The 21,277-nt window shown below is 72.2% G+C and carries 15 protein-coding genes and 1 pseudogene; 9 read left to right on the top strand and 7 right to left on the bottom strand.

Annotation, left to right across the window (positions count from 1 at the left end):
* The first annotated feature begins 9 nt into the window (after nt 1-9).
* The 4 genes from FLL47_RS32500 to FLL47_RS32485 all read left to right on the top strand — a co-directional run bounded on the left by FLL47_RS32500 (nt 10) and on the right by FLL47_RS32485 (nt 2,848).
* Nucleotides 10-771 (top strand): putative protein N(5)-glutamine methyltransferase, encoded by a 762-nt coding sequence (locus FLL47_RS32500; protein ID WP_144126388.1) that lies wholly within the window; start codon nt 10-12, stop codon nt 769-771.
* Nucleotides 772-809: 38 nt separating this feature from the next.
* Complete coding sequence (locus FLL47_RS32495; protein WP_246158945.1) at nt 810-1,112, top strand: DUF6412 domain-containing protein; 303 nt, start codon at nt 810-812, stop codon at nt 1,110-1,112.
* A 99-nt stretch (nt 1,113-1,211) separates the two neighbouring features.
* The gene (locus FLL47_RS32490; RefSeq protein ID WP_144126385.1) at nt 1,212-1,949 is read left to right on the top strand and encodes a YidC/Oxa1 family membrane protein insertase; all 738 of its coding nucleotides are present in this window, start codon (nt 1,212-1,214) and stop codon (nt 1,947-1,949) included.
* Between the two features lie 53 nt (nt 1,950-2,002).
* Nucleotides 2,003-2,848 carry an AbfB domain-containing protein gene (locus FLL47_RS32485; protein WP_144126382.1) on the top strand — a complete coding sequence of 282 codons (846 nt, stop codon included), beginning with the start codon at nt 2,003-2,005 and terminating at the stop codon, nt 2,846-2,848.
* Nucleotides 2,849-3,357: 509 nt separating this feature from the next.
* Here FLL47_RS32485 and FLL47_RS32480 read toward each other — a convergent pair.
* Nucleotides 3,358-6,195 (bottom strand): AAA family ATPase, encoded by a 2,838-nt coding sequence (locus FLL47_RS32480; protein WP_186316037.1) that lies wholly within the window; start codon nt 6,193-6,195, stop codon nt 3,358-3,360.
* A gap of 162 nt (nt 6,196-6,357) precedes the next feature.
* Here FLL47_RS32480 and FLL47_RS44350 point away from each other — a divergent pair.
* Both FLL47_RS44350 and FLL47_RS43720 read left to right on the top strand, forming a co-directional pair.
* Nucleotides 6,358-6,741 (top strand): annotated as a pseudogene (locus FLL47_RS44350) (metallophosphoesterase); the annotation flags it as partial.
* 630 nt (nt 6,742-7,371) lie between these two features.
* Nucleotides 7,372-8,532 carry a saccharopine dehydrogenase family protein gene (locus FLL47_RS43720; protein ID WP_246158959.1) on the top strand — a complete coding sequence of 387 codons (1,161 nt, stop codon included), beginning with the start codon at nt 7,372-7,374 and terminating at the stop codon, nt 8,530-8,532.
* Between the two features lie 117 nt (nt 8,533-8,649).
* Here the strand turns inward: FLL47_RS43720 and FLL47_RS32470 are convergent, their stop codons facing one another.
* Complete coding sequence (locus FLL47_RS32470) at nt 8,650-10,182, bottom strand: LPXTG cell wall anchor domain-containing protein (RefSeq protein WP_144126374.1); 1,533 nt, start codon at nt 10,180-10,182, stop codon at nt 8,650-8,652.
* Between the two features lie 352 nt (nt 10,183-10,534).
* On the opposite strand from FLL47_RS32470, the gene FLL47_RS32465 reads away from it, so the two are divergent.
* Nucleotides 10,535-12,421 (top strand): cellulase family glycosylhydrolase, encoded by a 1,887-nt coding sequence (locus FLL47_RS32465; RefSeq protein WP_144126370.1) that lies wholly within the window; start codon nt 10,535-10,537, stop codon nt 12,419-12,421.
* A 244-nt stretch (nt 12,422-12,665) separates the two neighbouring features.
* Complete coding sequence (locus FLL47_RS32460) at nt 12,666-15,392, top strand: PQQ-dependent sugar dehydrogenase (RefSeq protein WP_186316036.1); 2,727 nt, start codon at nt 12,666-12,668, stop codon at nt 15,390-15,392.
* Nucleotides 15,393-15,474: 82 nt separating this feature from the next.
* Here FLL47_RS32460 and FLL47_RS32455 read toward each other — a convergent pair whose 3' ends face one another.
* Entirely contained in the window at nt 15,475-16,443 is a 969-nt protein-coding gene (locus FLL47_RS32455; protein ID WP_144126365.1) for a LysR family transcriptional regulator, read from the bottom strand.
* Nucleotides 16,444-16,513: 70 nt separating this feature from the next.
* On the opposite strand from FLL47_RS32455, the gene FLL47_RS32450 reads away from it, so the two are divergent.
* Entirely contained in the window at nt 16,514-17,464 is a 951-nt protein-coding gene (locus FLL47_RS32450) for a DMT family transporter (RefSeq protein ID WP_144126362.1), read from the top strand.
* 184 nt (nt 17,465-17,648) lie between these two features.
* Here the strand turns inward: FLL47_RS32450 and FLL47_RS32445 are convergent, their stop codons facing one another.
* From FLL47_RS32445 to FLL47_RS32430, 4 genes are read right to left on the bottom strand one after another with little or no spacing between them, the layout of a single operon-like run.
* Nucleotides 17,649-18,590 carry an acyl-ACP desaturase gene (locus FLL47_RS32445; protein WP_246158943.1) on the bottom strand — a complete coding sequence of 314 codons (942 nt, stop codon included), beginning with the start codon at nt 18,588-18,590 and terminating at the stop codon, nt 17,649-17,651.
* Nucleotides 18,591-18,646: 56 nt separating this feature from the next.
* Nucleotides 18,647-19,378, bottom strand: a complete 732-nt coding sequence (locus FLL47_RS32440) for a lysophospholipid acyltransferase family protein (protein WP_144126359.1) — start codon at nt 19,376-19,378, stop codon at nt 18,647-18,649.
* Nucleotides 19,317-20,702: an MFS transporter gene (locus tag FLL47_RS32435; protein ID WP_144126356.1), complete on the bottom strand. Its 1,386-nt coding sequence runs from the start codon at nt 20,700-20,702 to the stop codon at nt 19,317-19,319. The genes FLL47_RS32440 and FLL47_RS32435 overlap by 62 nt, the downstream gene beginning before the upstream one ends.
* Nucleotides 20,699-21,277, bottom strand: a complete 579-nt coding sequence (locus tag FLL47_RS32430; RefSeq protein WP_144126353.1) for a winged helix-turn-helix domain-containing protein — start codon at nt 21,275-21,277, stop codon at nt 20,699-20,701. The genes FLL47_RS32435 and FLL47_RS32430 overlap by 4 nt, the downstream gene beginning before the upstream one ends.

The following is a 21,277-nucleotide window of genomic DNA, read 5'->3' as shown; positions in this document are numbered from 1 at the left end:
GGGTTGCCTGTGCGGGCAGATGTGATCACCACGCTGCGGTCGGCGGGCTGCGTGTTCGCCGAGGACGAGGCCGACCTGCTGATCTCGGCCGCGGCCGGGCCGGACGAGTTGGACGAGATGGTCGCGCGCCGGGTCGCCGGGCTGCCGCTGGAGCACATCGTCGGGTTCGCTGAGTTCTGCGGGCGGCGCATCGCCGTGGACCCGGGCGTGTTCGTGCCTCGTCGGCGTACCGAGCTGCTGGTCGAGGAGGCCGCGCGGCTGCTGCGGCCGGGGGCCGTGGTGCTGGACATGTGCTGCGGGTCGGGCGCGGCGGCGACCGTGCTGGCCGCGTACGGAGGCGTCGAGGTGCACGCCGCCGACATCGAGCCCGCCGCAGTGGCCTGCGCCCGGCGCAACCTGGAACCGCTCGGCGGCCACGTCTATGAGGGAGACCTCTACGAGCCCCTGCCGGACTCGCTGCGCGGCCGGGTGGACGTGCTGGTGGTGAACGTGCCATACGTGCCGACGGACGCGATCGCGCTGATGCCGCCTGAGGCGCGGCTGCATGAGCCCGTGGTCGCCCTCGACGGTGGCCCCGACGGCTTGGACATCGCCCGCCTGATCCTGTCCGGTGCGGAGGACTGGCTTGCCCCGCAGAGTCACCTGCTACTGGAGACCAGCGACGAGCAGTCGGACACGGCCTGCGCCCTGTTCACCGCCGCGGGCCTGACTCCGCGCCTGGTTCACTGCGACGCTCGTGGTGCGGTCGTGGTCGTCGGCCGACGGGGCTGATCGGCCGGCACCTTGCGCGGTGCGGGTACCGTTGCCGCGTGCCGATCGCCGCCGCCTCCAGCTGGGCCTTGACCCTGTGGGTGGCCGTGCTGTGCACCGGCGCGACGGCGGATCAGCCGAGCCTCGGCGGCATGCTCGCCGGTGCGGCAGCCCTGCTGCTCGTCACCGCTCTTGCCGTAGCCGCGGCGTACGGCATGGGCCGTCGCCCTTCCGGCCGGGCCGCGATCGACCTCGCGCTGCGCGAGCTGTCCCGGCGCACCGGCGTGCTGCGCCAGCGTGACCCCGACGCGGCGGGCCGCCCCCGTCCCCGAGCACCCGGACTCACCCCTCTGGCCTGCTGACCCGGCATACGCCGGTCGCGGGTCACACGGTCCTCGTCCTCGCCCGCCGGTCGACACGTCCCGGCCGGGCAGCCGTACCCGCAGAGGGGTTCTTCCTCCATGTTCGATTCGCTGTTCCATGCTGCGCACACCGCCGTGATCCAACTGTCCACCGTGCTCGCTCCCGTCGGCGGTGCGGCCGCGGCCGTCGTCGCGGTCACCATGCTGGTCCGGCTGCTGCTGCACCCGCTGACCCGGGCCGCCGTGCGCGGGGAGCGGGCGCGCGCCGCGCTCGCTCCACAGCTGGCCGCCCTGCGCAAGAAGTACGGCAAGGACACGACGGCCCTCGCCCAAGCCATGACCGAGCTGCACCGCGAGGCGGGCGTATCGCCGCTGGCCGGATTGCTGCCGATGCTGCTCCAGATGCCCGTCTTCATCGTGCTCTACCAGCTGTTCGCCAGCGCCACCGTCGCCGGGCAGGCCAACGTGCTGTTGGACAGCACGCTGTTCGGGGTGCCGTTGAGCGCCCACCTGCTCGCCCCGGCGGACGCCTGGCTGCCGCATCTGGCCGTGTTCGGTGGTGTGGTGGCGGTGCTGACGGCGCTGGCGTGGGCATCGTCACAGCGGGCCGTACGGCTGGCGGCGTTGCAGGACGTGCCGCCGACGGGCCTGCTGGCGACGCTGCCCCGGGTGCTGCCGTACGCCATTCTGGTCAGTGCCGTGGTGTTGCCGCTGGCAGCGGTGCTTTACCTGGCCACCTCGACGGCCTGGACGGTCGCCGAGAACGCGCTGCTGCGGCGCGGCTACCCGGCGCGTGCCGCGGCGTCGCGGCCGGCGGCGGGCGGGGCGGCGGCCTGACGTCGGTCGGACAGCCGATCGCGATCACCGGGGACCGTCGGTAGCGTCCTGGCGTGACCAAGCATCGGCTGAACGAGGACGACGCGACCACGATCATGCCCCGGGTGAGCCTGCCGGCGACCGTCGAGGAGCTCGCGGCGCAGGAGCGGGAGCCGGCGGCGAAGCGGTCCCGGCGGCCGGTCGTGATCGTCGCGGCGGTCACGGCCGTGCTCACCACCGCGGCGACCGGCTGGGCGCTGGCCCAACCCGCGAACCAGCCGGTATCGCCGCCGGTCGCGCTGGCCACCGGGGGCTCGCGGGGTTTCGTCGAAGGGTTCGGTGAGGTCAGCGCGTCGGCGGAGGCGCCGTCGCGGTCGCTGCCGCGCAGCCCGGCGGCACGGCCGTCGGCGCACCCGTCGCCGAACGGCGCGTCCTCGGGCGCGCCCGTGCCGCCCGGCCAGCCGCTGGCTTCGTCGGCGCTGGTCACGGGCAGCCAGCGCTCGCTGCGCGCGGCCGACCGCCCGGACCGTTTCGTCCGGCAGGGCGGCGGCCTGGCCTCGCTCGTCAGCGTCACCGCGGCCAGTTCGGGCGGGGTGCGGCAGGCGGCCACGTTCACCGTGGTGGCGGGGCTGGCCGACAGGAACTGCTTCTCGTTCGTCGGCGTCGACGGCGGCTACCTGCGCCACCGCGACTGGCGGATCCGCCACGAGCAGAGCAACGGCTCGCAACTGTTCCGGGCCGACGCCACGTTCTGCGTCCGGCCGGGCGCGGTGCCCGGTGCGGTGTACCTGGAGTCGCACAACTACCGCGGTTACTACGTCCACCTGCGCGGTGACGAGCTGTGGATCGACCGGTGGCGTGACCGGGACGCCGGCTTCGACCGCGAGTGCGCCTTCGCGATCACCGCACCCTGGGGCTGAGCTGCAATTTGCATGTTTTGCGGCCATCCGTAGGTATCCACGGTTACTTGCGTATGGCTACGCAGCGCTCTACGGATTGTCGCGACAGAGCCGGTCGGCGATCGTTGAGGACATGGGTGGACCACCTGGGAACCGCCGAGCGACTCCCCAGCGACACGTGACTTCGTCTCCGTGTCGCTGGGTGGATTCGCACCCCCGTCGGGGGTTCCCGAACGGTTTGCGGTAACGGCCGGTCACCGCCGGTCGGAACCAGTGCTCTCGCTGAGCGGTGTGGCAGGGAGATGCGTCGTCATCCAGAGCTGACGGCGTACGACCCTGAGGTGGGGGAGCGGCCGATCGTCGCTCCCTCACCACCAGCACGAACGACAGGCTCGATCCACCGTCGTCCGGCCAGTGCCAGGGCCGCCGACGGGGCCTGGGGAGGAGGTGGCCTCCGGTTCCGGCAACGGTTCCGGGGGCCGCTCGCTGTGCTCGGCCCCGGCCCGGGCACGTCCTCATGATTCGCCCACTCAACCAGGCAGGTCCAGCTCCACCCCCGCCAGTTCGGCTCGGGAGTGGACACCCAGCTTGTGCAGCGAGCGGGCCACGTGCTGCTCGACGGTGCGCGGTGACAGGAACAGCATCTGGGCGATCTCGCGGTTGGTGCGCCCCTGCGCGGCCAGCCGGGCCACCTCCCGTTCCCGGGGGGTGAGGCCGCCGCCGTAGCCCGGCCGTCCGCCCCGCGCGACGACTCCGTGCTCGCGCAGCGTGTGCTGGCAGCGGGCGGCGTCCCAGCCCGCACCCAGACCCGTGAAGGCGGCGCCGGCCGCGGCCAGCGCCGCCAGCGCGTCGGTGTCGCCGGGTCGCAGGGCCAGCTCGCTGCGGGCCCGCCCCTCCTCGGCCTGCGCCGCCTCGTACGGCCGCGGTTGCGCCGCGAAGCCCTTCGCCGCTCCGGCGAAGTGGGCCACCGCCTCGGCGTGGCGGTCCTCGGCGGCGAGCAGGTGCCCCCGGCACAGCTCCAGGGAGGCCTCGGCGAGCGGCGACTCCAGCCCTCGCATGCCTGACGCGAACTCCTCGGCCAGGCTGCGCGCCTCCCCGGTCAGCCCGGCCTGGCCCAGCACGTGCACCGCGTACGGGGCCAGCTCGGCGGCCCAGTTCCAGATGGCCTTCGCGCGCACCCGGGCCACGGCCCGCCGGGTCTCCGCGACGGCCTCGTCGAGCTGCCCGCGAGCAGCCAGCACCCGGATGTGGGCGCCGGACGCCGCGGCGACCACCGGCACGGTGCTGGTGTGCGGCGCGGCCACGCCCGCGGCGGCCAACGAGGACTCGGCGGTGTCCCAGTCGCCGCGCGCCATCGCCAACTGCCCGGTCACCAGGTGCCCTTCGACCTCGGTGGTGGGCCCGTCCGGCCCGGTGAACTCGACGGCCCGGTCGGCCAGTCCCGGCCACCGGCCCATCGCCCAGTCCAGGCGCAGCATGGTGCACCGGGCGGTGGTGCTGGTGACCGATGCGCCGACCTGGTCGGCGAGCTCGGTGGCCTGGCGCAGGAAGTCCTCGGCGGCACGGTGGCGGCCCAGCAGGATGGTCGCGTCGGCCAGGTTCTGCAGGCCGCGGGCGACCTGCTGGCGTACGGCCAGGTTCGAGCCGCCCTCGGTGGCCAGCCGCTGCGCCACCGTCCAGGCCGCCGGATCGCCGCAGTTCATCAGCAGGGTGGCCCGGTTGGCGAGCACGGCCATCTTGATGGCGTCGTCGTCGCAGGCGGCGGCGGCCTCCTCGGCGCGCTCCAGCCAGCCGAGGTCGTTGCTGAACGAGGAGAAGTGCAGCACCGGCCACGAGAGCACGGCCATGGCGCGGGCCGCCAGCGCGGGGCGCTCGTGCAGCTCGTCGACAGCCTGTTCCACCTCGGCCGCGCCCTCGACGTACTCACCGGCCTGGTTCATCAGCACCAGGCCCAGCTTGAGCCGCAGCTCGCCGCGGGCGGCGACGGGCAGCCGGTCGTCGGCGATGATGCGCCGCAGCAGGGCGACGGTCTGGTCCGAGCGGCGGCCGACCTCGGCGGTCTGCGCCAGCCGGATCGTCAGCCGGGTGCGCACGTTGCGCGGCACGGTCTGGTCGGCCAGCACCTCCTCCAGGGTGGCGATCGCGGACTCGTTGTCGCCGTCGGCGATGTAGCGCTCGGCGGCCGCCTCGGCGTGGCGCATCCAGGCCTTGTGCTGGCCCGAGCGGCGGTGGTGGTGGGCCAGCCGGGCCAGTTGCGGGGCCGCGTTGCCGTGCGCCAGCGCGACCGCGGCCCGGCTGTGCAGTTCACGGCGCCAAGGGCCGGGCATCACCTCGTACACGGCGCGGGCGGCCAGCGGGATCCGGTAGCCGTAGCGGCCGTCCTCGGCCTCGGCGAGCACCGCCCCGGTCAGCACCTCGACGAGGGCGTCGCGGCCTTCGCCCGCGTCCATCCCGGACACCTCGGCGAGCAGCTCCTCGGCGACGGGTTCGTCGAGCACGGCCGCCGCCTCGGCGATACGCCGCCCGGCGGTGGACAGCGCGGCGACGCGGGCGTTGGTCAGCTCGCGCAGCCGTGCCGGTGGGGCGAAGCGGCCGCCGCCGAAGCCGTCGGGATCCTCGCCCGGTACGCGCAGCTGTTCGAGCACGTCCTCGATGACGCGCGGCACGCCGCCGGTGACCGCGGTGAGCCGGGCGGTGAAGTCGGCCGGGGGGTCCTGCCGCCGGACCTGGCGCACCAGACGGCGTACGTCGTCGGCCTGCAGGGGGTGCACGCGCACGGTGTCCGAGCGCATCTGCGGCGCGTACGCCGCGGCGACGCCGAGCGGCAGCCCGGACACCGCCAGCTCCTCGGGCCGGTACGACAGCACCAGGCAGACCTCGGGCAGCGGCGCGGACAGCAGCAGCGACAGCAGGTCACGCGAATCGGGGTCGATCCATTGCAGATCCTCGACGACCAGCGTGACCCGCCCCAGGGAACCCAGCAGCGCGCGGATCGCCCGCAGCATCCGGTGGCGGTCCTCGGCGGGGTCGGCCAGGCTCGGCAGGTCCGGCGGCATCCGGTCGGCGAGTTCGGGCAGCAGCGGCCGCAGCGCGCCCAGCAGGGGGTTCAACGTGGACGCCGGGGCCAGGTGCGGTTCGGCGCAGAGCAGCAGCCCGGTCGCCGCGGCCAGGGGCAGCGGTGGCCGGATGGGCGGGCAGGCAGCGGCGAGCACCGTCACGGCGGCCTGCCGGCGCCACTCGTTGATCAGCCTGGTCTTGCCGCTGCCCGCCTCGCCCGCGACGAACAGCACCGCGGGTGGCTCCGCCACAGCGCGCAGGAATCGTTGCAGAGTCTCGTTGCGCCCGACGAACGCGCGGTCTGTCTGCACGCCCGTATCTTCGCCGTTGTCGGGCATCGACGCCAAGTCGTCCCGTGCCGTGAACGGAACCCACCCGGCACCGGGGCGTCGTGCGCGCGGCCCACGCCCGGTCGGCCGAACCGCGCCGGACCGGCCGTGGGTAATGTTGCGGCGCGAGACGGAGGAGGGCGGATGAGCCGGGTCATCGTCATCGGGGACGTCGGCGGCTTCCCGGATCAGCTCCGTGCGGCGCTGATCGCGGCCGGGGCGCGTAAGAAGGACCTGCGGCTGCCCGCCGATCTGACCGTGGTCCAGGTCGGTGACCTGGTCGACCGCGGCCCGGACAGCTCGGGCGTGCTGCGCATCGTCGGCGAGCGTCTCGACGACCAGCCGGAGCAGTGGATCCAGCTGCTGGGCAACCACGAGTCGCAGTATCTGCCCGGTGGTGACCGCTTCTTCCCGGAACGGCTGTCCGAAGCCGACGCGAGCCTGCTGCGTACCTGGTGGGACGACGGCAGGCTGCGCGTGGCGGCGGCGGTGCGCACCGCGGACGATGACGACTACCTGCTCAGCCATGCCGGGCTGACGGTCGCGTGCTGGCAGGAGCTGGGTGAGCCGGCCACCGCCGCGGCCGCGGCCCGGCTGCTCGACGAGCGCCCCGAGCCGCTGCTGTGGCGCGGCTTCTACACCGACGCCGACGGCAAGGCCGGGCCGCTGTGGGCCGAGGCCGGAGCCGAGCTGTACGGCGAGTGGCTCAGCTTCCACGCCACCGGCGGCTTCATCCCGTTCGGGCAGATCCACGGGCACTCGCAGATCGTGGGCTTCCGCGACCGCAGTTGGCGCTGCACCGGCCGGATCCGGCAGCGGGCGACCGTCGACTGGGAGGCCCGGCACGTGCGGGTGCGCGCGGGCGGCCGGGTGCTCGTCGGCATCGACCCCAAGCACGGGCGCAGCGGTGCACCCTCGTGGCGGCCGCTGGAACTCGACGGCGCCACGGTGCTGTCCACCGGTTATCTCCCGAGCGGCGCGGCACGACCGGCCGACTCGGCGCGGCCCGGCGACTCGGCCGGACCGGGCGGAACGGTGACGGCGGGCGGCCGGACGGCATCGAGCGGTGCGGCGGGCGGAGCGCTGACGGCGGCCCGTGCCGGGACGGCGGGCGACGCCGCGCCGCAGGCCGGGCGTGGTGCAGGCCGACCGTACGACATCGTGCTGTTCGGCGCGACCGGGTTCACCGGCGGGCTGACCGCCGACTATCTGGCGCGGCAAGTGCCGGCCGGGTGCCGGTGGGCGCTCGCCGGGCGTGACCCGGACCGGCTGGCGGCCGTGCGGGACCGGCTGGCCGCGTCCGTGCCCGGCTGTGCGGAGTTGCCGCTGCTGCACGCCGACAGCGCCGACCCGGAGTCGCTGGCCGCGCTGGCCGCCGCGGCCCGCGTGGTGATCAGCACCGTGGGCCCGTACGTGCTGCACGGAGAGCCGCTGGTGGCCGCGTGCGCGCGGGCGGGCACCGACTACGTGGACCTGACCGGCGAGCCCGAGTTCGTCGACGACATGTACGTGCGCCACCACGCCGCGGCCGTGGCGAACGGGGCCCGGCTGGTGCACGCGTGCGGGTTCGACTCGGTGCCACACGACCTCGGCGTGTACCTGACGGTCGGGCGGTTGCCCGCCGACGGGCCGATCCGGGTCGACGGCCACGTGCGGGCGCACGGCTCGGTCTCCGGCGGCACGCTGGCCTCGGCGCTGCTGGCGTTCTCCCGGCGGCGCCGGACCGCCCGCGCGGCCCGCGAGCGCCGCGCGCTCGATCCCCGCCCGGCGGACCGGCGCATCCGGACCCCGCTCGGCGGCCTGCGCCGGGTGCGGCCGGAGAGCGGGCTCAAGGGCTGGGCGGTGCCGCTGCCGACGGTCGATCCGCAGATCGTGGGCCGGTCCGCGGCGGCGCTGGCGCGCTACGGCCCGGACTTCGCCTACACCCACAGCGCGGTGGTGCGGCGGTTGCCGGTCGTGCTGGCCGCGCTTGCCGGGGCGGCGGTGCTGTTCGTGCTGGCCCAGCTCGGCCCGGTGCGGCGGTTGCTGATGCGGCGGCTGCCGGGTGGGCAGGGGCCGAGCGCGGCACGGCGGGAGCAGAACTGGTTCAGCGCCCGGTTCGTCGGCGAAGGCGGTGGGCGGCGGGTGGTCACCGAGGTGTCGGGCGGCGATCCCGGTTACGGCGAGACTGCGAAGATGCTGGCCGAGTCGGCGCTGTGCCTGGCGTTCGACGAGCTGCCGCCGACCCGCGGGCAGGTCACCACGGCGGTGGCGATGGGTGACGCGCTGACGGCCCGACTGGTCGCGGCAGGTCTGCGGATAGCGGTCGAGCAGGCCTGACCTTCCCGGTCGAGCCAGGGCCGACTCTCGTGCGGGTCGTCCTCGGCGTGCCGGCACCGAAAACGACGGTGGCCGCCGGGCGTCAGCCCGGCGGCCACGTTGAGCCTGAGCCCCGGGTCAGCTCGGTTCGACCGGCATGCGCCGGCGGCGGGCCGTCAGGAACACGACGCCGCCGAGCAGCACGAGCGCGCCGCCGACGCCGGCGATGACGCCGGTTTGCACGCCGGTGACCGGAAGGCCGCCGCCGGTGCCGCCGTTGCCATCGGTGTCACCGCCGCCGAGCGTGATCTTGGCAATGTTGTTCGCGTTGTTCGGGTCGGTGTGCGGCTCGCCCATGTCGATCGAGGTCAGGTCGACCGCGCCGTCCGTGCCGGACTCGGCGACGATCTCGAACCTGAACGGCACCGTGACCGTCTCGCCGACGCCGACGAAGAGGTCGTCGGGCTGGCAGCGGTAGTGCCGGTGACCGGCCTGCCCCCAACCGAGGGGGTCGATCGTGCCGTCGGCGGCCTTCGCGAGCGCCACGCACCGGGCCGGGACCTGCACGGCCTTGGCCCACCCCGGGACGGTGACGCCGTACACCACGGCGCCGTCCCCGCTGCCCTCGTCGCTGTCCGACGCGGGGCCGTTGTTCGTGACACCCAGGTTCGCGGTGACCACATCACCGACCGCACCGGTCAGGGCCGCGCCCTTCGCCGCCAGGTCGAGAACGGTCTCCACGCGCCAGGACATGTCCGTCCAGTTGTCCTGGCCGTCGATCTCGGTGACCAGCGCCCGGCTCTTCGGGGCGGCCTCCGCGACGAGGGTGAGCTCGTGGCCCGACGTCGCCTTTTCGAAGTCGAGCCGGGCACGCACCTCGGCCGAGATCTCCGCGCCGACGGCCACGATCATGTCGCCGCGTTCCGTCATGGAGGTGTCGGCCTTGACGGTGGCCTTGAAGCCGCCCGGCACGAGGTAGCTCGTGCCCGGCGCGACGGACTGCGCGATGGTGCACAGCACGTGGGTGCCGCCGCGCTCCTCCCACGGGGCGTACAGGCAGTTGGTGTACCGCGCCGGCTCGATGCCGTGGGTGAACCGGAAGAAGAACTCAAGCGACGGCGCCGCCTTGTCCCCGACGTTGGTCAGCTTCACCGGCACGGCGACCTCGTCGCCGATCTTCGGGTGCTGAGTCGAGCCCTGGTCCAGCACCACGAGGTCCACGCCGCTGCGGACGGTCACCTCGCCGGTGTCCGTGGAGGTCTGCACGCCGCCGGCGTGAGCGGTCACCGTGATCTCGGCCTTGACCCCCTCCGTCGCCCCGGGACCGGGGACCAGCAGCACCGGGATCAGGACGCCGACGCCGCCGTCGGGCAGGTTGCAGACACCGGTAAGCCCGGTGACGGCGCAGGGAATGTCCTTGGCCGGGAACGACGGGGTGGCGATGCCGTCGAGCTTGCTGAAGTCGAGCGTGACCTTTCCGCCGACGGTGCCCCCCTCGGTGAACGCGGAAAGCTGGAACGCCTTGCCGGGCGCACCGGTGGTGCCGATGGTGATGTCTGGGAGGCTGGCCGTGGTGTGGCCGGCGGCGTGGACGGGGGCCGGGCTCAGCGCGAGGGCGGCTGCGGCGACGGCGACCACCGCCAGCAGGCGGCGAGGGATGGGCAGTCTCATGGGGTGTTGCATCCTCCCGTGGGTGATGATCGTGCCGTCGCATGATACGTAGGACGATTTACGGCTACCGGCCCGCCGGTCAGGCTGTGGCCGGTCGGCGGCGGGACCTGGCCTGTCGGACATGTTCGCCGGTCCGCCGGGTAGGGAGTTCTGGGGTGAACCGGTTCAGTCCGGACTCGACCACGGGACGTGTGGCAGCCGGAGAGGGCACCTTAACCGGTTGCTTGCATCGTTGCATCCGCCTATGCTGATGCCGACGCTTGTAGGGAGCCGTCGGGCTGCGTCATCCCGAGTCCTCGTGTCCGTCCCCCGTGTCGGCAACGCCGGCGGGGCTGCTCCCTCCGAGGTGAACATGAAACGAAAGATCGCGCTCGCGGCTGCGTCCATACTGACGCTGGCCGCCGCCGTGGTGGCCTTCAGCCAGCCGGCGCAGGCCGCCACCGGCATCCGGGTATCCAACGGCAGGCTCGTCGAGGCCAACGGCACCGCCCTCAAGCTGCGCGGCATCAACCACCCGCACGCCTGGTACGCCACCCAGACCAGCTCCTTCGCCAACATCAAGGCGGCCGGGGCCAACTCCGTGCGGGTGGTGCTGTCCGGTGGGCGCTGGACCACCAACACCGCCAGCGACGTGGCCAACGTCATCTCGCTGTGCAAGACCAACAAGCTGATCTGCGTACTGGAGAACCACGACACCACCGGTTTCGGTGAGCAGAGCGGCTCGGTCAGCCTGGACGCGGCGGTGAACTACTGGATCAGCATCCAGAGCGCGCTGACCGGCCAGGAGAACTACGTCATCCTCAACATCGGCAACGAGCCGATCGGCAACAACGCGGTCACCCCGAACTGGACCGACGCCACCAAGAGCGCCATCCAGCGGCTGCGCAGCGCCGGGTTCCAGCACACGATCATGGTGGATGCGCCGAACTGGGGCCAGGACTGGTCGTTCACGATGCGCGACAACGCGCCGAGCGTGCTGGCCGCCGACACCACCGGCAACACCATCTTCAGCGTGCACATGTACGGCGTGTTCGACACCGCCGCCGAGGTGAACGCGTACATCGACTCGTTCACCAGCCGCAACCTGGCGCTGTGCGTGTGCGAGTTCGGGGACAACCACTCGGACGGCAACCCCGACGAGGCCACCATCATGGCCAAGACCCAGACCGCCGGTATCGGCAACATGGGCTGGTCGTGGAGCGGCAACGGCGGCGGCGTCGAATACCTCGACATGGTGACGAGCTTCAACCCGGCCCAGCGCAGCACCTGGGGCAACCGCTACATCACCGGCGCGAACGGCCTGTCCACCACCTCGACGCAGGCGACCATCTACAACACCGGCGGCGACACGCAGGCCCCGACGACGCCGGGCACCCCGACGGCGTCGAACGTGACCTCGTCGTCGCTGTCGCTGGCCTGGACCGCGTCGACCGACAACGTGGGCGTGACCGGGTATGACGTGGTGCGGGTGTCTGGTTCGACGGAGACGGTGCTGGCTTCGCCGAGCGGCAATTCGGCGTCGCTGACCGGCCTGTCCGCGGGCACGCAATACACCCTGGCCGTGTACGCCAAGGACGCGGCGGGCAACCGTTCGACGCGTTCGTCCACGGTGAACGTGACCACGTCGGGCACCGGCGGCGACACGCAGGCCCCGACGACGCCGGGCACGCCGTCCGCGTCGAGCGTGACCTCGTCCTCGCTGAGCCTGTCCTGGACGGCGTCGACGGACAACGTCGCGGTGACCGGGTATGACGTGGTGCGGGTGTCGGGTTCGACGGAGACGGTGCTGGCTTCGCCGAGCGGCAACTCCGCGTCGCTGACCGGCCTGACCGCCGCCACGCAGTACACCCTGGCCGTGTACGCCAAGGACGCCGCGGGCAACCGCTCGACGCGCTCGTCCACGGTGAGCGTGACCACGCAGACCGGCGGCGGCACGGGCGGCTGCACGGCGACGTACGCGATCACCAACCAGTGGCCCGGCGGCTTCCAGGCCGGAGTGACCGTGACCAACGGCGCCACCGCCAGCACCAGCTGGACCGTGACCTGGACGTTCGCCAACGGTCAGACCATCACGCAGATCTGGAACGCCCAGGACACCGCCAGCGGCGCGAGCCACAGCGTGCGCAACATGGGCTACAACGGCAACCTCGGCCCGAATGCGACGACGTCGTTCGGATTCACCGGGACCTGGAACAACTCCGCCAACGCGGTACCCGCGTTGACCTGCACGCGTAGCTGACACCCGCGTTGCGAAAAGCTGCGCCCGCCCCGTTTCCGTGGGGCGGGCGCAGCTGTTTAGTTCCCGACAATTCCCATCTCCACGCGTATTGGGGAAATTAGGGCTTATTTGGAGTCATCAGCGTGTAAGAGCCTGTTTTATGCATTCCGCTCGTTAGCCTGGCGCACTGTCAGCGACACCACACGAGATGGAGGGCTTTCACGCTATGGGTCATCGGAGATCGCTGCCCGTCGGTGCGGCGCTGATGTCAGGACTTCTTTCGATCGCCATGCCCGGCCCGGCCGCGCACGCCGCGGCGCCGCCGGTCGCGCCCACCATCACCGAGCCCGGTGCCGACAACATGCTGGTCAGCGCCGCTGACGTGCATATGGAGGCCGCCCCCTTCAGCGACCCCGACGGCGACGCGCACCTGTGCAGCGAATGGGAGATCGTCACCGGCGGCGGCGAGCGCGTCTGGGCCAGCGGCTGCACCGGCGGCGTGCTGCGCAACCACATCCACATGGGCGACGGCGTCTTCGAGAACTCGCACGCCGGCCGCACCGACCTGATCCCGGACAAGGACTACGAGCTGCGGGTCCGTTTCAAGGACAGCAGCGGCGATCCGGGCACCGAGTGGAGCAACTGGTCCGAGCGTCCGTTCCGCACGGCCAAGGAGCAGAAGCCGCTGCCCGACGCGCCGCAGTGGGTCGTCAAGCAGGACGGCTACAAGGTCGAGGAGGTGGCCGGCGGGTTCCAGTTGCCGGTCAACATCGCCATGGTGCCCGGCCACGTGGCCGACCCGTCGAAGCCGATGTTCTACGTGACCGAGCTTTACGGCAAGATCAAGGTCGTCAAGGGCGACTACTCGGTCGCCACGTACGCCGACGACCTGCTCGACTACGACCCGACCAAGGCCTTCCCGGGCAGCGGTGAGATGGGCGTGGCCGGCCTGGTCATCGAGCCGGAGACCGGCGACATCTTCGCGTCCATGGTCTACAAGGACGGCGACAACTACTACCCGAAGGTCGTCCGCTTCCACAGCACCGACGGCGGCAGGACGGCGAGTTCGCAGAAGACCATCCTGGACCTCGACGACGAGCCGCAGAGCGCCTCGCACCAGATCTCGAACCTGAGCCTCGGGCCCGACGGCAAGCTCTACGTGCACATGGGCGACGCCATGGAGCCCGACACGGCGCAGGACAAGGACTCGGCGCGGGGCAAGGTGCTGCGGCTGAACCTGGACGGGTCGGTGCCCAGCGACAACCCGTTCTACAACGACGACGACGGCATCAGCGCCCGCGACATGATCTTCGCGTACGGCCTGCGCAACCCGTTCGGCGGCGCCTGGCGCGCGGCCGACGGCCAGCACTACTCCGTGGAGAACGGCCCCGGCGCCAACGACCGCCTCGCCCGCATCACCAAGGGCACGGACTACGGCTGGGGCGGCAGCGTCAACGACATGAAGAAGAACGCGCTCTACTACTGGGAGCGCACGCACGCGCCGGTGAACATCACCTTCACCGAGCAGAGCGACCACCACGCGGGCGGTTTCCCCGAGGACAAATGGGGCCACGCGTTCGTCTCCGAGAGCGGCCCGACCTACGCCAGCGGGCCGCAGGAGAAGGGCAAGCGCATCGTCGAGTTCGGGTTCAACGGCGACGGCTCCGTCACCGGCCCGAAGACGCTGGTCGAGTACAACGGCAGCGGCAAGACGACGGTCGCCGGGCTTGCCGTCGGCCAGGACGGCCTCTACTTCACCGGCCTGTACCCGGACACCGGTGCCGATCCCACCAAGGCCGGCGCGAAGATCTACCGGGTGCGGTACGCGCCGTCGCAGGCCGCTTCACCGGTCATGATCTATGGTGACCGCGACTTCAAGGGCTCCTTCCAGGCGCTCGGCGCGGGCGTGCACGACAACGCCAAGGGCGAGCTCGGCTCGGTCGGCAACGACAAGATGAGCTCGATGAAGATCGGTCCCGGCTACCGCGTCGTGGTGTGCCAGGACGACAGCTCCCAGGGCCGCACCAACGCGCTGAACCTGGGCATGTGCCGCTACTACGGCCCCGGCCAGCACGAGTTCGTCGGCGCGGATCTCAACGACCAGGCGTCGATGATCGCCGTCCTGTCCGGCCCCGCCAAGGGCAAGGGCGTCACGGCGTACACCGGGACGAACTTCTCCGGTGACTCGCAGCCGCTCGGCGTCGGCGGCTTCGAGGCCAGTGCGGGCGAGCTGAACCAGGTCGACACCGAGACCACGTCGATGAAGGTGGCCGCCGGGCACGAGGCGATCGTCTGCCAGCACGACCGCGACGCGGGCGTGAACAGCGGCCAGGTCGGCCCGTGCCGGTTCTTCACCGCGGGCGACCACCCGGCGCTGGGCGCGAACTTCGAGGACAACATCCACCTCATCGCGGTGGGCGGCCCGGCGGTGACCGTGTACAGCGAGGCCGGTCTGACCGGCAAGGCCCAGCAGTACACGCCCGGTATCCACCAGGCCTGGCAGGGGCAGCTCGGCGTCGTCGGCAACGACGCGATCACGTCGTTCCGGGTGGAGCCCGGCTACCGCTTCGTGGCGTGCAGCAACGACGGCAAGAACTTCTCGAACAAGGGCGACCTCGGCCCCTGCCGCACCTTCGGCGCGGGCGAGCACTCGCTGCAGGGCAGCCTGCTCGACAACAAGATCTCCCTGATGGCGGTGCTGGCCGGGCCGAGCAACGGCGCGCGGATGACGGTCTACCGGGACCGCGACTTCAAGGGTGTCTCCAACAAGTACGGCATCGGCATCTACGAGTCGGCGGAGATCGGCCCGGTCGGCAACGACAAGATCAGCTCGCTGAAGGTGGCGGCCGACCACGAGGCCGTGGTGTGCCGCCACGACAGCGCCAAGGGCTTGGCCGACATCAACCCGTGCCGCCTGTACGTCGCGGGCGACCACAAATACGTCGGCGCCGACCTCAACGACGACATCTCCCTGGTGGCGATCGCCAAGTAACCCGCCCTGCCTCGCCCCGTCCTCTCCTGCAGCAACTTTTTGAAGACTTGTGGCCTCCTGCACCTGCGGAGGCCACAAGTCTTCAAGAGTTGCGCGCTGGCGCTGGCGCTGGCGCTGGCGCTGGCGGGGTGGGGGTGGGGCGGGGCAGGCCGAGGGTTGCCGGGGCGGCCAGGAGGTTGCGGGTCAGTTCTTCGACCAGGGGGGACTGCTTGCCGCGGCGGGTGACCAGGCCGATGTAGCGGGTCGGCGCCGGGGCACGCAGGGTCAGCACCGACACCCCGGGCGGCGACCCGGCCAGCGCCACCGACGGGATCAGGCCGATGCCGACCCCGGCCGCGATCAGCGACACCGCGAACCCGTAGTCGGTGGTGCTGCAGGAGACGTTGACATCGAACCCGGCGATCGCCGCGTATCCGTCGAGCAGCTCGCCGACGCTGACGCAGCCCTGCACCCACCGCTGCCCGGACAGCTCGGCGAGGTCGACCCCGCCGCGCCCGGCCAGCGGGTGCGCGGCGGGCACCACGATCCGCATCGGATCTTCGAGCAGCGGCGTCCAGGCCAGGCCGGAGCGGTCGCCCGGTCGCACCGGCGGCGGGCCGTCGAAGTGGTAGACCAGCGCCAGCTCCGCGCGGCCCTCGCGGACCAGGGCCAGGCTCTCGTCGGTCTCGCTCTCCAGCACGGTCAGCTCGGCCCGCGGGTGCGCCGCGGCGAACCCGGTCAGCGCGGGCGGGAGCAGCAGCTGCCCGCCGCTGATGAAGGTCGCGACGGCCAGCCGCTCGGCCCGGCCCTGCGCCAGCCGGCTGATGCGCTCCTGCGCGTGCACCAGCTCGGCCAGCACCACGCCGGCCGACTCGACCAGCACCCGGCCCGGATCGGTGAGGGTGGTGCCGCGGGTGGTCCGTTCCACCACCGGCGTGCCGAGGCTGCGCTCCAGCGCGGCAATCTGCTGGGACACCGCCGACGGGGTGAGCAGCAGCGCAGCCGCCGCGCCGCTGAAGCTGCCGTGCTCGGCCACCTCGCGCAGGATGCGCAGCCGCTGGACGTCGATCATTAGAACCTCTGCAAGCCACGTAAGTAAGTCATCACTACCGCTAACAACTCTAGCGCGCCAGGCTGAGCACATGAAGCGTCAAGCCTGGGTCCTGCTGGCCGCGATGTCGGTGCTCTGGGGCATCCCGTACCTGTTCATCAAGATCGCGCTGACGGAGCTGTCGCCGCCGGTCGTCGTGCTCGGCCGCACCCTGATCGCCGTGGCGGTGCTGCTGCCGCTGGCCTACCGGCGGGGTGCGCTGGCCGCGCTGCACGGGAAGTGGGCCGCCATCGGGGCGCTGTCGCTGCTGCACGTCGTCGCCCCGCAGCTGCTCATCACGTACGGCGAGATCCACATCAGCTCGTCGCTGACCGCGCTGCTGCTGGCCTCGCAGCCGCTGCTGATCGCGGTGCTGGCGCTGCGCTTCGACGCCTCCGAGCGGGCGGGCGCCCGCAAGCTGTCGGGACTGTTCGTCGGCCTGGTCGGCGTGGCCGCGGTGGTCGGCTTCGACCTCGGTGGCGGCGACCGCCTGGAACTGGTCGGCGCGGGCCTGGTCCTGCTGGCCGGCGCGTCGTACGCCGGGGCCACCACGCTGGTGAAGAAGCAGTTGTCGGACGTACCACCGCTGGGTGTGGTCGTCGGCACCACCGGCATCGCCAGCGTGCTGCTGCTGCCCGCGGGCCTGCTCGCCGCCCCCGAGACCCTGCCCGGCCTGGACGCCTCCGCCGCGGTGCTCGCGCTCGGCCTGCTCAGCACCGCCCTGGCGTTCCTCGTCTACTACAAACTCATCGCCCTGGCCGGAGCCGGCTCCGCCGCCCTGGTCTCCTACACGAGCCCCGCGGTCGCGGTCGGCCTCGGCGTACTCCTGCTAGCCGAACCGCTCACCCCGGCCACTGTCCTCGGCTTCGTCCTGATCCTGCTCGGCTCCTGGCTCGCCACCCGCAAACCGACCCCCAAGGCCCAGCCCACCACCACCGAACCAGCCGGCACCGCACCCGAACCCGCCCCCACCGCCCAGCGCCTCCCCGCCCTCACGCGTTGATCATGAACCTATGGCACGGTTGACCGGCGTGTCGCACCCCTAACTTCATGATCGATCAGGCCCCCCACCCGTGCTGGGTGGGGGGCCTGATCGATCATGAAGTTGTGCCCAGGAAACGCCGTCGAACCGTGCCATAAGTTCATGATCAACGCGTGAGGGCGGGCCGGGCTGGGCCGCCGCCAGGTCAGGCGGCGCGGGCGGCGGCGCGGGCCTGGTGGGCGGCGCGCTTGTCCTCGAAGCGGGAGGCGGCCGCGTCCAGCTTGCCGAGGACCTCGACCAGCTCCTCGCGGGTGCGCTCGCCCTCGGCGGACAGGCCGGTGCGCTCCAGGACCTTGAGCTGGCGCAGCACGGGCATGACCACCTCGTCGTGGTGGATGCGCAGGTCGTAGATGCCGGCCATGGCGATCTGCACGGACTTGCGGCCGAAGTTCTCGATGGTGTGGCCGGGCATCTGGAACGACTTCACCACGCGCAGGATCGCTGCCATGGTGGCGTTCGGGACCAGCTCGAACGAGGCCATGAGCAGGTTGCGGTAGAAGAGCATGTGCAGGTTCTCGTCCGCGGCGACCTTGGCCAGCAGCGCGTCGCAGATCGGGTCGCCGCTGATGCGCCCGGTGTTGCGGTGCGCCACGCGGGTGGCGAGCTCCTGCATGGAGACGTACGACAGGGAGCCGAGCACGTCGGGGTGGTCGGCGGTGAAGCCGGTCTCCATGTGCACCATGCGGGCCCGCTCCAGCGCGATCGGGTCGACGGCGCGCGTGGTCAGCAGGTAGTCGCGGATCGCGACCCCGTGCCGGCCCTCCTCGGCGGTCCAGCGGTGCACCCAGGTGCCCCACGCGCCGTCGCGGCCGTACAGCGTCGCGATCTCGTGGTGGTAGCTGGGCAGGTTGTCCTCGGTGAGCAGGTTGACGATCAGCGAGGTGCGGGCGACCTCCGACAGCTTCGACTGGCTGGGCTCCCATGCCTGGCCGCCGAGCGGGCCGTCGAAGTCGCTGCCCTGGCTCCACGGCACGTACTCGTGCGGGAACCACTCCTTCGCGGTGGCGAGGTGGCGGTTGAGGTTGGTCTCCACCACCGGCTCGAGTTCGCGCAGCAGCACCAGGGTGTCGGTGGTTTCGGTCGTCAACGCAGTCCTCCTGAGATGGGCTGGTAACTACGGTACCGTAACCTACGGCACCGTAACTAGTCCTCGTCCTCGGAGTCTTTGACCTGGTCCGGGGCGGGAGCGGTACCGCCGAGGTGGGCGGGCAACCACCAGGAGTCCTCCGGACCCTGCGGTTTGTCCGGATACTCCCGCTGTGCCTGATCCAGTAGCTCCGTCATCCGGCGGTGCAATTCCGCTGTGACGATGTCGGACTTGTCCCGCTTGCTAGGATACATCGGCTCGCCGACCAGGATCGTCACGGCCACATGCCGCTGCGTCAGCCTGCGCGGGCGCCCCTTGGACCACAGCCGCTGCGGGCCCCACAGCGCCATCGGGATCAGCGGCACCCCGGCCGCCGCCGCCATGCGCCCCGAGCCGCCCTTCAGCTCCTTGACCGTGAACGACCTGCTGATGGTCGCCTCAGGGAAGACGCCGATGACCTCGCCCCGCTTCAGCGCCTCCAGCGCGGCCTTGTACGACGACAGCCCCGCCTCCCGGTCCACCGGGATGTGATGCATCCCACGCATCAGCGGACCCGCGATCCGGTTGGCAAAAATCTCCTGTTTCGCCATGAACCGGACGAGTCGCTTGGCCGGTTGCGCCGCGAACCCGCACAGGATGAAGTCCAGGTAGCTGATGTGGTTGCAGGCGATGACCGCGCCCCCGGTGGTGGGCACGTGCTCGGCTCCCTGCACGTCGATGCGCAGGTCAAGAACGCGAAACGCGGTCTTCGCGAGGGCGATCACGGGCGGGTATACGCGGTCCGACATGGCGTAACAGTAGAGCCCGCGGCTGGACACCCTGACGGCGCGGCAGCCCCCACACCGTCGCCGCCGCCGTCGCGAGCAGCAGCCCGGACGCCGCGAACGCCGGTCCGGGGCCGTACGCCGCGGCCAGCGCCCCCAGCGTGACCGAACCCGCGGCCGCACCGACCTGCAGCAGCAGCGACTGCACCGACAGCACGGTGGCCCGCTCGCCCGCCTCGACCCGGTCGTGCAGCAGCCGCCCCATCGGCGCCACCGCCGCACCCAACCCCAGGAACATCAGCAGGTACGCCGCCCCGGCCGCGACCACGCCGAGCCACCCGGCCAGCGCGGCCGTGCCGGCGAGCCCGGCCAGCCCCAGCGCCGCCAGCACCGTGCCCGCGCAGGCGGCCCGCCCCGGCGAGCCGAGCAGGCGCGTCAGCGGCACCCCGAGTGCGCTGCCTGCCGCGTCCGCCGTGAAACCGACCGCCGCGACCAGCGCGTACGCCAGCACCCCGCGGTCGGCCCCGCCCGACAGCACCGCCATCCAGGCCGGGGTCAGCAACTCGATCACCGCGAGGCCGGTCCCCGTCGCGGCGGCCACCAGCAGCACCCGCACCAGCACGTGGTCGCGCCCGGCCAGCCGCAGCCCGGTCGCCACCGTCGCGGGGACTCCGCGCAGCACCGTGGCGAACCCCGGCCGCGCCCCTCGCGTCTCCGGCATGGCGAACACCACGACCAGCAGCAGCACCAGCTCGAATGCCGCAGCCAGCAGCACCGGCACGGCAAGACCGGGCAGCGCGCTGTCCAGCCCGGCCGAAGCAGGCTCCGTGGCGGGTCCGGAGCCGTCCGATCCCGCACCGGGCCACAGGAACGGGATCAGGCCACCGGTGAGGACCCCGAGGCCGAGCGCGGCCGAGGCGGCCATCGCTCCGCGGGCCAGGCCCGGTCCGAGGTCGGCGTCGCGGCCCTCGGCCGCGTGCACCGCGTCCACGTACCAGGCCTCGGCCGGGCCGGAGGACAGCGCGCGGGCCACCCCGCGCAGCACCGCAGAGGCGACCAGCAGCCACACCGCCCCGGTCAGTCCGAGCAGGGCCAGCCCGGCCAGCCCCGCCGCGGCGGAGGCGACGAGCACGGGACGGCGTCCGAGCACATCGGACAGCCCGCCGGTCGGCAGCTCCAGCACCATGATGGAGATCCCGTACACGGCGCCGATCGCCGCGATCTCGCCCAGGCTGAACCCGCGGTCGAGCAGCAGCAGCACCAGGGGAGCGGTGTAGAGCCCGGCGGGCAGCCAGGTCAGGAAGGTGATCAGCACATACCGTCGGCGCGCCGAGACCGCGGTGATCACGGCTTGTCCCCGAGCCGGGGCAGGCCCGCCACGACGATGCTGACCGGGCGGGCGGCCGGGTCACCGGCGTCCTGGGCGACCAACTCGTCCACGTGTGCGTAGAACCTCTCCCACAGCGTGTTCACCGAGGCGGGCGTGAGCCGGGCCAGCAGGTCGCCGACGCCGGACGCGTCGACCCACTCCGACGGCAGCGTGCTCAGGGCGGCCTCGTAGGCCACTACGTCCCTGATCAGGATGTCGACCTGCTGGCGGCGCATCACCGCGGACGCCTCGCGGCCCTCCGCGGTGGCGGCCATGTCGACGGCGCTCCAGTCGTTGACGTGGTGCACGGCCTGCCAGCGCCGGGCGCGCGGGTGGCCCGGGTCGCCGGCCTCCGCGATGAACCCGTACTGCTCGAGTTTGCGCAGGTGGTAACTGGTTGATCCGGTGTCGGTAGCGAACCGGTGGGCGAGCTCGGTGGCCGTTGCGGGCCCGTGCTCACGCAGTGCCCCCAGCAGGCGCGCCCGCAGGGGATGCGCGAGCGCCTTGAATTCTTCGATCTCGCCGACTCGGCGCACGCCGTCACTTTGGCTCAT

It is taken from the genome of Catellatospora sichuanensis (assembly GCF_007483665.1).
GTDB lineage: Bacteria > Actinomycetota > Actinomycetes > Mycobacteriales > Micromonosporaceae > Catellatospora > Catellatospora sichuanensis.
The sequence above is the reverse complement of the archived record's forward strand: the minus strand, read 5'-3'. Positions and strand labels throughout refer to the sequence as shown.

Coding starts and splice junctions, on each gene's coding strand:
- FLL47_RS32455 (WP_144126365.1), bottom strand. CDS start 16,443: ATGATCGACGTCCAGCGGCTGCGCATCCTGCGCGAGGTGGCCGAGCAC.
- FLL47_RS32490 (WP_144126385.1), top strand. CDS start 1,212: ATGTTCGATTCGCTGTTCCATGCTGCGCACACCGCCGTGATCCAACTG.
- FLL47_RS32470 (WP_144126374.1), bottom strand. CDS start 10,182: ATGAGACTGCCCATCCCTCGCCGCCTGCTGGCGGTGGTCGCCGTCGCC.
- FLL47_RS32460 (WP_186316036.1), top strand. CDS start 12,666: ATGTCAGGACTTCTTTCGATCGCCATGCCCGGCCCGGCCGCGCACGCC.
- FLL47_RS32430 (WP_144126353.1), bottom strand. CDS start 21,277: ATGAGCCAAAGTGACGGCGTGCGCCGAGTCGGCGAGATCGAAGAATTC.
- FLL47_RS32450 (WP_144126362.1), top strand. CDS start 16,514: ATGAAGCGTCAAGCCTGGGTCCTGCTGGCCGCGATGTCGGTGCTCTGG.
- FLL47_RS32440 (WP_144126359.1), bottom strand. CDS start 19,378: ATGTCGGACCGCGTATACCCGCCCGTGATCGCCCTCGCGAAGACCGCG.
- FLL47_RS32465 (WP_144126370.1), top strand. CDS start 10,535: ATGAAACGAAAGATCGCGCTCGCGGCTGCGTCCATACTGACGCTGGCC.